Consider the following 13,695-nt stretch of genomic DNA (forward strand, 5'->3'; position numbering starts at 1 on the left):
GCGGGAGAGGGAACAAGAACCGAGGCACGGGTAGACGTCCGGACGTCCATTCACGACTCCAGCACCTGCTGGATGCGTTCCAGGTTGGCAACGAGCTGCGCGTGGCGCGCGTCGTCGCCCTCGCACAGCTGCACGAACAAAACATCCAGCAGGTGCTGCAACGCGGACTGGTAAAGCAGCGATTGGATGTACGGCCGTTCGTCGTGCGCCGATACCAGCAGGGCCACGTCAGCCAGCGCGCGCAGCGGGTTCGCGTTGTGCCGGGTCACGCTGACCAGCAGGCCGCGGCGCTCGCGGAAATGCCGGCCGATCTTGCACAGCGCCGGCTGGTTGCCGTGTTCGGAGAACACCAGCAGCACGTCGCCGGGGCCGGCGGCGGAGACATTGGCGGTCATCCGCGCGAGGTCGAAGTTGTGCACCACGGGCAGACCGAGCAGCGCGAGCTTGTAGGCGAAGGCGCGTGCATGGATGTCGTCCTCGCCGAGGCCGATGAGGAACAGCTTGCCGCCGCGAGCTGCCTTGGCCATGGCCTTGACCACCGCGGCCAGCGTCTGTGGCGGATTGATGAGTCGCGTGGCCTCCTCCGCCTCGGACTTGCGCCGCCACAGGCTGGTAGCCAACGACTCGCCAACCTCGCCACGGACCTGAGCGGCGGTTTCCACCTCGTCGCCATTGTCGGCACGGGCGATCGCCTCGCCCACCGAATACTTGAGGTCGGGATAGCCCTTGAAGCCCAGCTTCTGGGTGAACTTCACCACGCTCGACTGGCTGATGCCCAGCGCGTTGGCGAGCTGCTGCGAGGAGTAGTCGCGCAGCAGCTGCGCATTGTCCAGCACGAAATCGGCGATGCGGCGTTCCACCGCCGACATCCGGTCGCGCTCGGAGCGGATCTTGACCAGCGGCGACATGTCAGCCCCCGGCGCCGGTTTCCAGCCCGCGGATCTCGCGGATGCCCAGGCCCGGCGCATCGGTCACCGAGATCTCGGACTCGTTGAAGATCACGCCGCCGTCCACCGGATTGAACTGGCACAGCGAGGGTCCGTCCAGGTCCACCTTGGTGATCGCGTTGGACTTCGCCACCGCCACGTGCACCGCCGCCGCCACGCTGATCGAGGTTTCCAGCATGCAGCCGATCATGCACTCCACGCCGTGCAGCGCGGCGATGTCCGCGATCTTGATCGCGTTGGAGATGCCGCCGGTCTTCATCAGCTTGATGTTGATGATGTCGGCGGCGCGCAGGCGGATCAGGTCGATCACTTCCATCGGCCCGAACACGCTTTCATCGGCCATGATCGGCGTATGCACGCGCTCGGTGACGTAGCGCATGCCCTCAAGGTCGCGCGCCTTCACCGGCTGCTCGACCAGCTCCAGCTTGATGCCGGCATCCTCCAGCGTCTGCAGCGCGTAGACCGCCTGCTTGGCGGTCCAGCCCTGGTTGGCATCCAGTCGCAGCAGCGCGCGGCCTTCGACTGCCGCGTAGATCGCCTTGACGCGCTCGATGTCGACGCCGATGTCCTTGCCCACCTTGATCTTCAGCGACTCGAAGCCGCGCTCCACCGCGGCGACGGAATCGGCCACCATCTTGTCGATGTAGTCCACGCTGATGGTGATGTCGGTGGTGATCACCGGGTCGCCGCCGCCCAGCAGCTTGTACAACGGTGCCCCGTAGAGCTGGCCCCACAGGTCGTACAGCGCGATCTCCACTGCCGCCTTGGCGCTGGTGTTCTTCTCCATCGCCGACTGCACCAGGTGGGTCAGCCGGTTGAGCTCGGCCACGTCCTGGCTGAGCAGGCGCGGCGTGATGTAGTGGCGGATCGCGTCGGTGATCGAACCGTGGGTGTCGCCGGTGATCACCGCGGTGGCCGGCGCTTCGCCGTAGCCGACGTGGCCGGTGTCGGTGTGCACCATCACCACGATGTCCTCGACCTGGTTGACGGTGCGCAGCGCGGTCTTGAACGGTGTCTTCAGCGGGACGCGCAGCATGCCGAACTGGATGTCGGTGATTTTCATGGGATGGCTTTCATCCTTGGTGGGTGCGTTTTGTATTCGTGTGCGCGTGTCGCGTAGACAGAGCGGTTTCGAGCGCCTGTCGGCGCCCGAGTCACTTTTCTCTGCGTGGCCAGAGAAAAGTAACCAAAAGAGAGGCCACCCCGATGGCGCGCCCTTCGGGCATCCTGCCCTGCGGGTGCGCGGGCGGGTTCCGGGGTTTTCCGACGGCACATCCATGTACCGGCGGAAAACTGGCCGGCTTCCTGCCGGCCATCCTGCGGACTTTTCCTCCCCCCGCCCGCCGCGCCATAGGGGCCCCGGGTAAAGCAGCGCGCTCCCAGCGCGCACTTTTCAAAAGAGCCAAAGCACCGCAAGTTTGCGGCGCTTTGGCTTTGGCTTTTGCTTCTGGCGCGCACGATGCGCGCCTGCTTTTCCGGGGCCCCTGGGCGGCGGTGAGGCGGGGACGACAAGGCCGCGCAGCGGGCGAGTCCAAGGATGGACTCGCCTTTTCGACCGGACAGGAGTCCGGCCGAAAAGCCCGGCCACGCCTCACGGACTTGCCGGGCAGGACGCCCGGCAAGCGCCAACCGGGGTGGCCTTTCTCTTTGGTTACTTTCTCTTTGGCCACGCAAAGAGAAAGTAACTCGGGCGCCGACAGGCGACCGAAACCGCTTTGAACCTTGCGATGGCACAGCAAAAGCGCCCTCTCCCCCAACCTCTCTCCCGCCAGCAGGCAAGGGGAGAAACAGAGCCCGCGATTGGACGCGCAAACAATTCATCGGCGGATGCGCACGATGCTGGTCATGTGGTCGATAAAGGTGGAACCGTCCTTGCCATAAAGCATGGGCAGCAGCGGCGTCACCGACACCGCGTTGAGGTCGACGTGCGCGACGGAGCCGTCCGGCTTGAGGTAGCTCATGCCCAGCACGTCGTGGATCACCCACGGCTGTCCCTGCCACTGGCCCAGCACCATCATCACGTGGCCGGGGATGTAGACCAAGTCGCCGAGTTGCAGCTGCATCGCCGCCTGCAGGCGCACCGCGTGGCTGTCGGCGTCGGTGAACAAACGATGTTCCAGTGCGGGACTCTTGGCCTGGTCGCCGGTGTTGCGCGGCATCTGCACACCGAGGCTGCGGTACACGTCGGAGACAAAACCCGAGCAGTCGCGGCCGTCGTACGAATGGCCCCAACCGTAGCGCTCGCCGAGGAACTTGAATGCCTGGGTGATCAGGTTGCGCGGCGTCAGCGGCAGGTAGTCGGCGGCAGTGTCGGTGTTCTTCTGCAGCAGCGCGGGCACCAGCGCCATGCTGCCGTCAGCCTTGCGGATGGGCAACTGCAACGTGTACGCGGCATACGGCGTCTGGCCGTTCACCGGCTGGTCGGGCGGCAACGTGGCAAGCAGCGGCACGCGCGTGCCCATGTCCAGTTGCAGTTGCGACACCTCTGGCTGTTCGGGCGTGAACACGGTGCGCACGCTGGCGCCGGTGACGATGCGGTACGGCGTCTTCGCGGCGTAAGCCAGCACCACGTCCTTCGCGCCTTCCGCCACGTACTGCTTCTGCATCCATGCCGCGTAACGCGGACTCACCACGAACAGCCACTGGCCGTCGCGGCTCGCATGCACGATCACCACCGGCGTACCGGGGAATTCGGCACTCTCCTGGAAACGGTCGATGTCGTGGTCGTCGTCGCTGCTGAACACGCGCAGCGTGGTGGGAAAGGTGCGCAGCGCGGCGCGCTCCACCACCAAGCCGTAACGCACCGTGGTCTGCGCGGGGATGGTGTCCAGCGCCATATCGTTTTCGATCTTGTCCAGCGCAGTCGTCGGCACCGGCTGGCCGCGCTCGTCGTACAGCGCGTGCGTGGGCCGCTTCGACAGGTGTTCGATCCATGCGGCCACCTGCGCACGCGGCAGCGTGGCGGGCAATGCCGCGAGGTCGTGCATGGTGGGATCGAGCTTGAACAGCTTCGCGTTCTGCGCGTCGATCTCCGCGCGGGTAAAGATGTTCCGGTCGGGTTGCGATTGCAGGCCGATCCAGAACGCCGGCGTGAGTTGCGCATCGCCCACGCCGAGCACGCCGCTGGGCGGGATCGGCAAGCTGCTCGCGGGCACGCCGCGCGCCGGCAACGGCACGCTGGTCACCGCGAGGGCAAGAACCAAGGCTGCAAGAACCGGACGCTTCATCGTTTCACCCCTTCGCCTGCGCATCGCCGGGAGCGGCGGCACGGCGATGCCATGACACCAAGGAATATTTGATTCCAATAACTTTCATCAACAGCATAAATTATTGACCACCATTTGCAAGCGTGCTACACAACCCGTTGGGGAAGCATCGCGGGGAGCTCTTTCAAATGGCGAATGTGGCAAGCACTCCACGCCGGGCAACGCGCCTGCTGCTCGCACTGGCCTTGCTGGCCGCACCATGCGCGATGGCCTGGGCCGCGGACACGCCAACCAGCATCGCCGCCCTGGTCGACGCCGGCCAGTTCCAGGCCGCCGACGCCGACATCACGCAGGCACTGAACCAGCCCGGGCTGGACGCCATCACGCGCGACGCGCTGCTGTTCCAGCGCGAACGCATGCGCCGCATCCGCTACGACTTTTCGCTCGATGCCGACGCGCTGAAGGCGCGCATCCGCAAGCAGGTGCCCGACCTGCGCGACGACGAATTCCGCGACTGGGACGAGCACGGCCTGCTCGAACGCATGGTGATCGACGGCCGCGTGATGTACTTCAAGCGCGACGCCTCCAACATCTTCCGCCTCAGCGCCGGGGCCGCCGCGCGCCGCGCCCATCCCGCGCCGTTCGACGACGACCCGATGGGCGTGCTGAACGACTACCACCGCGAAGTGCGCACCGCATCGCTGCAGGAAAGCCGTAGCAGCGTGCTGCCGCACCGCGTGCGCATCACCCAGACGCTCACCGTGGATGCCGACGCAGTGCCGGCCGGCAAGACCGTGCGCGCGTGGATTCCCTACCCCAAGGCACTGCCGGGCCAGCAGGACGACATCCGCTACGTGAGCAGCGTGCCAACAAAGCACGCCATCGCGCCCGATGCCGCGCCGATGCGCACGGTGTACTTCGAAAAGGCCGCGCAGGCCGGCAAGCCCACCATCTTCTCGGTCACCTACGAAGTCACGCTGTCCGCGCAATACCACGCGATCGATCCGGCCAAGCTGGTGCCCGCGACGATCACGCCGGAACTTGCACCCTATGTCGCGGAGCGCGCTCCGCACCTGGTGTTCACCGAGCAGCTGCGCCTGTTCTCGCGGCAGGTGGTGGGCGACGAGAAGAATCCCTACCGCATCGCGCAGAAGCTGTTCGCCGCGGTGGACGAGATCCCGTGGGCCGGCGCGCGCGAGTACTCCACCATCCCCGACCTCAGCGACTACACCTTGCACGCGGGCCACGGCGACTGCGGCCAGCAGACCATGCTGCTGATCGCCCTGCTGCGCCTGAACGGCATACCGGCGCGCTGGCAGTCCGGCGCGATCTTCGCCGACGGCGGTTACAACGACATCCACGACTGGGGCCAGCTCTACCTCGCGCCCTACGGCTGGGTGCCGATGGACGTCACCTTCGGCCGCCTGCATCCGGGCGCGCAAGCCAAGCCCGGCGACGACGCGCTGGAGTGGTTCTACCTCGGTGGGCTGGATGCCTGGCGCGTCGCCTTCAACAGCGACTTCGGCCAGAGCTTCACGCCGGCCAAGCAGTCGTTCCGCTCCGACAACGTGGATTCGCAGCGCGGCGAAGTCGAGTGGAGCGGCGGCAACCTCTACTACGACCAGTGGAACTACGGCTTCGACTGGTCGCCGGTCGATCGGCATTGACCCCTTCATAGACTCCGCAATGAACCCACTCACCCTGGACACCCTGCCCTCCACGCATTTCGACGGCGTGGACCTTGTCACGCTCGCCGAACGACTCGGCACGCCACTTTACGCCTACTCGGCCAACGCGATCCGCCAGCGCATCAGTGGCCTGCAGGCGGCGCTGCACGGCATGGATGCGATGATCTGCTATGCGGTCAAGGCGAACAGCAACCGCGCCATCCTCGAACTGATGGCACAGGCGGGACTGGGTGCGGACATCGTGTCCGCCGGCGAACTGCAGCGCGCGCTGCATGCCGGCATCCCGCCCGAACGCATCGTGTTCTCCGGGGTGGGCAAGAACGACGACGAGATCGCCGAGGCGCTGGCCGCCGGCATCCAGCGCTTCAACGTGGAATCGCTGGACGAGCTGCATGCCATCGAGCGCATCGCCGGCGAACACGGCGCGATGGCACGCGCAGCGGTGCGCATCAACCCCGACGTCGACGCGCTCACCCACGCCAAGATCTCCACCGGCAAGTCGGAAAACAAGTTCGGCGTGGGCATTGCCGAGGCACGCCGCTGGTTCGACGCGCGCGCCACGCTGAAGCATGTGCAGCTCGACGGCCTGCACGTCCACATCGGCTCGCAGATCCTGTCGCTGGAACCGTATCGCCAGGCCCTGCAGCGCGTGGCCGCGTTCTGGCGCGAACTGCGTGACGCCGGCCATCCCGTCGCCAGCATCGACGTGGGCGGCGGCCTCGGCGTGCGCTACCGCGATGGCGACGTGCCGATTGCGCCAGCGGATTACGTCGCGGTGATCCGCGAAGCACTCGCCGGCTTCGAGGGCCGCTTGCTGCTGGAACCCGGCCGCTACCTGGTGGCCGAGGCCGGCGTGCTGCTGACGCGCGTGTTGCGCATCAAGCACGGCGAGGCGCGCGATTTCCTGGTGCTGGATGCGGCGATGAACGATCTCGCCCGCCCCAGCCTGTACGACGCCTGGCACGACATCGTGCCGGTGTCCGACGAGGCGCGACCGCAAGCGGTGTACGACATCGTCGGCCCGGTCTGCGAGACCGGCGACACCTTCGCGCAGGCGCGCGAGCTGCCCGCCTGCGCGGCGGGTGACCTGGTGATGATCCGCGGCACCGGCGCCTATGGCGCCTCGATGGCCTCCACCTACAACTCGCGGCCGCTGGCCGCCGAAGTGCTGCTCGACCGCGGCCGCCATGCGCTGATCCGCCGGCGGCAGACACTGGATGAAATGCTCGCTGGCGAACAGTCCGCCAGCCAGTGGGAGACGACATGAAGCACATTGCGCGCACGAAGCCTCCTCTCCCCCCAGGGGAGAGGGTTGGGGTGATGGGCCAACCTCGCCGCCATCCCGCATGGCCGCGCAAGGCACTCCTAGCTCTCGCATTCGCGCTGCCCTGCACAGTCACCCTCGCTGCGCAGACCACACCTGTCGCCACAACACCCGAAGCTCGCACCTACGACCACATCCTCGACACCGTGGTCGCGCGCTACCACCTGCCGGGCATCGCGCTCGGCGTGATCGAGAACGGCAAGGTGGTCTACGTCGCCACCCGCGGCGAGACCGTCGCCGGCTCGGGGCAGAAGATCACCCCGCGCACGCTGTTCGAGATCGCCTCCAACAGCAAGGCGATGACCACCGCCCTGCTCGGCCGGCTGGTCGACCAGGGCAAGCTGCACTGGGACGACCCGGTGACGAAGTACCTGCCCGGCTTCCAGATGTACGACCCGTGGGTCACGAAGAACATGCGCGTGGCCGACCTGCTCACGCACTCCAGCGGCCTGCCCGAGGGCGGCGGCGACCTGATGCTGTGGCCGGAGCCGAACGGCTACACCCGCGCCGACATCATCCACGGCCTGCGCTACATCAAGCCCGGCTACAGCTTCCGTTCGAAGTACGAGTACGACAACCTGCTCTACGTGGTGGCCGGCGAGGTCGCCGCCGCCGCGGGCGGCGCGCCCTACGAGACATTGATGCATCGCGAGGTGTTCCAGCCGCTGGGTCTTTCGCGCTGCCAGGTCGGCGAGTGGAACCGCGATACCGTGGGCGACGTGGCCGCACCGCACGCGCGCGAGGACAGCCGCAACATCCCGCGGCAGTCGGACAACCCGGTCATCCCCGCCATCACCTCCGCGCCCGCCGGCGGCATCCGCTGCGACCTCGACGACATGCTGGCCTGGGCGCGCAACTGGCTGGTGCCCACGCCGGCTCAATTGCAGTGGCTGTCGGCGGAACAGCGCCACGTGCTGCAATCGCCGCACATGCTGATCCCCGTCTCCCAACAGCGCCGCGACTGGGACAACAGCCACATCATGGCCTACGGCTACGGCTGGCGCATGACCGACGTGGACGGCACCTGGACGGTGTGGCACACCGGCACGCTGGACGGCATGTATTCCGAACTGATGCTGCTGCCCGACCGGAAGGACGGCTTCGTCTTCCTCATCAACGGCGAGGCGGAATCCGCGCGCACCGTGCTGGGCGAGGCGCTGCTCAAGCACTTCACCAAGCCGGACGACGCGCACGACGTCACCTGGTACGCCGACGCGCAGCAACGCGCCGACGAGCAAGCCACCCGGCGCGCCGCCGCGCCCGACACCTCGAAGGCCACGCCTGTTGCACCCGCGGCCCTGGCTGCGTGGACGGGGCGCTATCGCGATCCGTGGCTGGGCGATCTCGTGTTGTGCCCGAGCGGCGAGCGCGTGCATTTCGCCGTCGCCAAGTCGCCACGGCTCAATGGCGACGTGATGCGCCTCGGCAATCGCGACCTGGTGCATTGGAGCAACCATGGCATGGACCCCGACGCGTGGCTGGACTTCCATCCCGCGCGAGACGGACAGCCCGCTACCTTGACCATGGCCAAGGTCGACGCGCTCGGCGACTTCAGTTCCGACTACGAAGACCTGCATTTCGTGCGCACCGGGGATTGCCCATGAAGCCGCTGCTGCTTGCCGCTCTGCTCGCCCTGCCGTTCGCGGCGCAAGCCGACGAACCACCGCCACAGCTCTCGCCCGCGAAAACCGCGGCGGAAGCGAACCTGGTGGACATCCGCAGCCTGGTGCCCGACATCGCCGAGGACATCAAGTACGCCGGCAGCGACAATTTCGTCGGCCGGCCGGTGGATGGTTACCTCGCGCCCAAGTGCCTGCTGCTGCGCCCCGCCGCCGAGGCGCTGGCGCGGGTCGAACACGAGCTCCGCGCACAGCACTATCGGCTGAGATTGTGGGACTGCTACCGACCCGCTCGCGCGGTGGCCGACTTCGTGCGCTGGGCACACGACCTGTCCGACCAGCGCACCAAGGCCGCCCACTATCCGGAGCTGGACAAGTCCCAACTGCTGGGCGACTACATCGCCCCCGTCTCCGGCCACAGCCGCGGCGCCACCACCGATCTCACCATGGAACGCTGCGACACCAGCGACACGCAGTGCACGCCGCTGGACATGGGCACCGGCTTCGACTGGTTCGGCGTGCGCGCCCACACCGACGCACCCGGCATCAGCGCGGAACAACACGCCAACCGCCTGCTGCTGCGCACGGCCATGGAGCGCGAAGGCTTCCAGAACTACACGCTGGAATGGTGGCACTACACGCTCACGCCCGAGCCCACTCCGCACACGCTGTACGACGTGCCGGTGCAATGAACGCTACACCCTTGCCACACTTCACACGATTGAATCCCTCTCCCTCCGGGAGAGGGTACCGACAGGCGGGAGAGGGTTCGGGCGAAGCGCAACGCCCAACTCCGCCCGAACCCTCACCCCACCCCCTCTCCCGGCGGGAGAGGAGCTCAAGCTTCAGCGCCCGGAGAACCGCCATGCGCCTCGCCGCCACCCTCGTCGCATCGATGTTCGCCGCCAGCACCGCAAGCGCCTCCACCGCCGACGCCATCAACCACGCCAACCAGCTGATGCAGCCCTACACCGGCGACGTGCCCGGTGCCGCGCTGCTGGTCATCAAGGACGGCAAGCCGCTGATCGACCGCGGCTACGGCATGGCAGACCTTGAACGGCACGTCGCCGCCACGTCCGCCACCGATTACCGCCTCGCCTCGGTCACCAAGCAGTTCACCGCCGCCGCGATCCTGCTGCTGGCGCAGGACGGCAAGCTCAGGCTCGACGATTCGATCCGCCACTGGCTACCCGTGCTGCCCGCCTTCACCGACCAGGTGACGCTGCGCGAACTGCTCAGCCACACCGGCGGCCTGCTCGATTACGAAGACCTGGTGCCGCCCGGCCGTACCGCTCAGCTCAACGACGACGACGTGCTGCACATGGTCGCCGCCACCACGCACGGCTACTTCCCGCCCGGTACTTCCTATCGCTACAGCAACACCGGCTACGTGCTGCTCGGCTTGGTGGTGGAAAAGTCGTCCGGCCAGCACCTGCAGGATTTCCTCGCACAGCGGATCTTCCAACCGCTGCACATGGACCACACCCTGCTCTACGTGCACGACGCCAAGAACGTACCGAACCGCGCCTATGGCTACAGCGAGACCGACGGCCACTGGCAGCGCACCGACCAGGACCTCACCAGCGCCACGCGCGGCGACGGCGGCATCTATTCGAACATCGACGATCTCGCGAAGTGGGATGCCGCGCTCTACGACGACCGCCTGCTCAGCGACACCTCGCGCAAGCTCGCCTTCAGCCCGCACGTGAAAGTCGTTGGCGAGCCGTACGAAGCCAGCTACGGCTTCGGCTGGCGCATCACCGGCGACACGCTGTGGCATTCCGGCGAGAGCATCGGCTTCCGCAACGTGATCGTGCGCTGGCCGAAGCAGCACCTCACGGTGATCCTGCTCAGCAACCGCAACGACCCCGAGCCCTACCGCACCGTGCTGGCGATTGCCGAACCGTTCCTGCAACACTGACGCATCCATCGGGACACTGCATCCATGCATGCCTCACACGACACGCCGCGCCGCCGCTTCGCCTTCATCCGCCTTGCCGCGTTGCTGGTCGCGCCCATGCTGCTCGCCGCCTGCGCCAGCGCACCGCCGCGCAATCCGCTGGCGACCTGGATGCCGTCGCCGAACTACGACACCCGCCGGCCCGTGCTGATCGTGTTGCACTTCACCGACGAGCACTCCGCGCAGGAGGCGTTGGATACCCTGCGCACGCGCAACAGCGGCGGCCCGGTAAGCGCGCACTACCTGATCGGCAGCGACGGCCACATCTACCAGTTGGTGCCCGACCAGTTGCGCGCATGGCAGGCGGGACCGGGACGCTGGGGCACCATCACCGACCTCAACTCCGCCTCCATCGGCATCGAGCTGGACAACGACGGCCACTCGCCGTTCGCACAGCCGCAGATCGCCAGCCTGCTGCACCTGCTGGGCGACCTCACCACGCGGTTGCACATCCCGCCCACGCAGATCATCGGCCACGAGGACCTCGCGCCCGGGCGCAAGGACGACCCCGGCCCGCTGTTCCCGTGGCAGCAACTCGCCGAAGCCGGCTTCGGTCGCTGGCCTAGCGGCCCGCTGTGCGACCCGCCGCCCGGCTTCGACCCGTGGATGGCGATGGCCGTGGTCGGCTACGCGCTGGACGACCGCACCGCCGCCGTGCAGTCCTTCCACCACCACTTCCGCGGCATGGAAGGCGACACGCTGGACGCGCAGGACCTGCGCATCCTCTACAACCTCGCACAGCAGATCGAGCCGACCACGAACACCTGCACCGCACCGTCATCGCCGGCGCAGGCGCCGGCCGGTCAAGGCTGAACCAGCACGCTCGCGGTGTAGCTCTCCACCACCAGACTGAAAGGCTGGTTGTCCTGCGTGTACAGCAAGGCGCGGTGCTGCAGCACGTGGGATGGAATCGCCAATGGCTGCCTGCTTGCCGGCGGCAAGGTGGCACCGCTATCCCAGCCTTGCGGCAACGGCGACCACAACAGCTCGGCGGAGAGCGTCTGGCGATGGAAGTGCAGCGGCTGCACCACCTTGCCGAACGGCACGTCGGTGGTGTCGAGCTGCCGGTTCATCGTCGCCGTCAGTCGCGACGGCACATACCAGTTGTCGGCATCGGAAAGCACAACGTTGCCGCAGGCCAGCTGCACGCGGCGATAGCGCACCGGCTCATCCGCACCGATGCCGAGCAGCGTGCGCCCATCCGGCGGCAGCGGCTTGTCCGCGCCCTGCACGCGATGCGCCACGATTTTCGCCTGCGTCGCCAGATGATGCGCGCCGCACCAGTGCTCCAGGGTCAACGTGGCGCTGGGATGGCTCAGCAACTCGGCGTTGAGCGTCTGCAATTCGGCCAGCGCCTGCGTGCGCGCAAGTGGCGTGTCCGGCCAGCCGTCACGCGCGGAGGCGACTGGCGCGACCACCAGCGCCAACGCAACGCATGCAACAAGGTTCCGCGAACGCATGCGCCTACAGCCCCTTCGCCGCCTGCGCCACGGCGCGGAACAGCGCGCGGCCCTTGTTCATCGTCTCCTCCCACTCGGCAGCGGGATCGGAGTCGTAGACAATGCCGGCGCCGGCCTGCACGTGCAGGCGGCCGTCCTGGATCACCGCGGTACGGATCGCGATGGCAGTGTCGGCGTCGCCCCACCAGCCGATCCAGCCGATCGCGCCGGCATAGATATTGCGCTTGTACGGCTCCAGCTCCTGGATGATTTCCAGCGCGCGGATCTTCGGCGCGCCACTGAGCGTGCCCGCCGGGAAGGTGGCCTTGAGTACGTCCATGTAGCTCAGGTTGGGCTTCGCCGTGCCCTGTACCTGCGAGACGATGTGCATCACGTGCGAGTAACGCTCGATCGCGAACGATTCGCTCACTTCCACCGTGCCGGTCTCACTGATCCGGCCGATGTCGTTGCGGCCGAGGTCGATCAACATCACGTGCTCGGCGCGTTCCTTGGGATCGGCCAGCAGCTCGGCTTCCAACGCCTGGTCTTCTTCCTCAGTGGCGCCGCGCTTGCGCGTGCCGGCGAGCGGGCGCACCAGCACCTTGCCGTCCTTCAGCCGCGCGAGGATCTCCGGCGAGGAACCCACGATCTGCGTGCCGCCGAGATCAACGAAGTACATGTAGGGCGAGGGATTGAGTGCACGCAGTGCGCGGTACACGTCCACCGGCCGCGCGTTGAAGCCCACGCTCAGGCGCTGCGAGGGCACCACCTGGAAGATGTCGCCGGCGCGGATGTATTCCTTCGCGCGCTCGACCATCGCCTCGAATTCCTCCTTGGTGAAGGAGGAAGTGAAATCGCCCTCGTCCAGTGCCACCGACTGCGTAAGCTGCGGATACGCCGCGCCGCCCTGGCGCAACCGATGCACCAGTGCATCCAGGCGGCGCTGCGCGGCGGCATAGGCCTGCGGCTGCGACGGATCCGCGTGCACGATCAGGTACAGCCGGCCCTTGAGGTTGTCGAACACCGCGACTTCCTCGGCCAGCATCAGCAGCACATCGGGCGTGCCCAGTTCATCGGCGCGATCCCACTGCGCTAGGCGCGGTTCGATATAGCCGATGGTCTCGAAACCGAAATAGCCGACCAGGCCGCCACTGAACGCAGGCAACTGCGGCAGGCGCGGCACGTCGTACTGCTGGCGCAGCGTTTCGATCTCGGCAAGCGGATCGGCCACGTGACGACGCTCGGTGACCTCGCCCGAATCCTCCACCTCCAGTTCGTGCCCGCGCAACCGGTACACGCGCTTCGCCGGCAGCCCGATGATGGAATAACGACCCCAGGTAGCGCCGCCCTCGACCGATTCGAACAGGAAGGTGTACGGGCCATCGGCCAGCTTCAGGTACACCGACAGCGGCGTGTCGAGGTCGGAAAACACCTCGCGCACCAGCGGAATGCGGGTGTGGCCCTGCGCAGCCAGCGCGTCGAAGTCGCTACGGGAGATCACGGACGGACGAT

Annotated in this window: 11 protein-coding genes; 6 read left to right on the forward strand and 5 right to left on the reverse strand. The window is 67.1% G+C overall.

Annotation, left to right across the window (positions count from 1 at the left end; translation table 11 throughout):
- Positions 1-50: 50 nt before the first annotated feature.
- The 3 genes from IHE47_RS14930 to IHE47_RS14940 form a co-directional block, all read right to left on the reverse strand.
- Positions 51-908 (reverse strand): MurR/RpiR family transcriptional regulator, encoded by an 858-nt coding sequence (locus IHE47_RS14930; protein WP_192107284.1) that lies wholly within the window; start codon positions 906-908, stop codon positions 51-53.
- A 1-nt stretch (position 909) separates the two neighbouring features.
- Positions 910-2,010, reverse strand: a complete 1,101-nt coding sequence (locus tag IHE47_RS14935) for a dipeptide epimerase (protein ID WP_192107286.1) — start codon at positions 2,008-2,010, stop codon at positions 910-912.
- 754 nt (positions 2,011-2,764) lie between these two features.
- Positions 2,765-4,174, reverse strand: coding sequence for an SH3 domain-containing protein (locus tag IHE47_RS14940; protein ID WP_192107288.1), 1,410 nt, complete (start codon positions 4,172-4,174; stop codon positions 2,765-2,767).
- 245 nt (positions 4,175-4,419) lie between these two features.
- Between IHE47_RS14940 and IHE47_RS14945 the strand changes: the two genes are divergently transcribed.
- From IHE47_RS14945 to IHE47_RS14970, 6 genes are all read left to right on the forward strand, one after another.
- Positions 4,420-5,820, forward strand: a complete 1,401-nt coding sequence (locus IHE47_RS14945; RefSeq protein ID WP_225562054.1) for a transglutaminase domain-containing protein — start codon at positions 4,420-4,422, stop codon at positions 5,818-5,820.
- A gap of 19 nt (positions 5,821-5,839) precedes the next feature.
- Positions 5,840-7,108: a diaminopimelate decarboxylase gene (gene lysA, locus IHE47_RS14950; protein ID WP_192107291.1), complete on the forward strand. Its 1,269-nt coding sequence runs from the start codon at positions 5,840-5,842 to the stop codon at positions 7,106-7,108.
- 53 nt (positions 7,109-7,161) lie between these two features.
- Entirely contained in the window at positions 7,162-8,769 is a 1,608-nt protein-coding gene (locus IHE47_RS14955) for a serine hydrolase (RefSeq protein ID WP_192107294.1), read from the forward strand.
- Positions 8,766-9,476, forward strand: a complete 711-nt coding sequence (locus IHE47_RS14960) for a M15 family metallopeptidase (RefSeq protein WP_192107295.1) — start codon at positions 8,766-8,768, stop codon at positions 9,474-9,476. Before IHE47_RS14955 ends, IHE47_RS14960 begins: the two co-directional genes overlap by 4 nt.
- Before the next feature lie 173 nt (positions 9,477-9,649).
- Positions 9,650-10,705 (forward strand): serine hydrolase domain-containing protein, encoded by a 1,056-nt coding sequence (locus IHE47_RS14965; RefSeq protein WP_192107297.1) that lies wholly within the window; start codon positions 9,650-9,652, stop codon positions 10,703-10,705.
- A gap of 24 nt (positions 10,706-10,729) precedes the next feature.
- Entirely contained in the window at positions 10,730-11,557 is an 828-nt protein-coding gene (locus IHE47_RS14970; RefSeq protein WP_192107298.1) for an N-acetylmuramoyl-L-alanine amidase, read from the forward strand.
- On the opposite strand, the gene IHE47_RS14975 is transcribed toward IHE47_RS14970, so the two are convergent.
- Both IHE47_RS14975 and trpE read right to left on the reverse strand, forming a co-directional pair.
- Positions 11,548-12,204, reverse strand: a complete 657-nt coding sequence (locus IHE47_RS14975) for a hypothetical protein (RefSeq protein ID WP_192107300.1) — start codon at positions 12,202-12,204, stop codon at positions 11,548-11,550. The two genes, IHE47_RS14970 and IHE47_RS14975, sit on opposite strands and share 10 nt — an antisense overlap.
- 4 nt (positions 12,205-12,208) lie before the next feature.
- Positions 12,209-13,684: an anthranilate synthase component I gene (trpE, locus tag IHE47_RS14980; protein ID WP_192107302.1), complete on the reverse strand. Its 1,476-nt coding sequence runs from the start codon at positions 13,682-13,684 to the stop codon at positions 12,209-12,211.
- Positions 13,685-13,695: the final 11 nt, after the last annotated feature.

The sequence above is a fragment of the Rhodanobacter sp. DHB23 genome (assembly GCF_014842975.1).
GTDB lineage: Bacteria > Pseudomonadota > Gammaproteobacteria > Xanthomonadales > Rhodanobacteraceae > Rhodanobacter_A.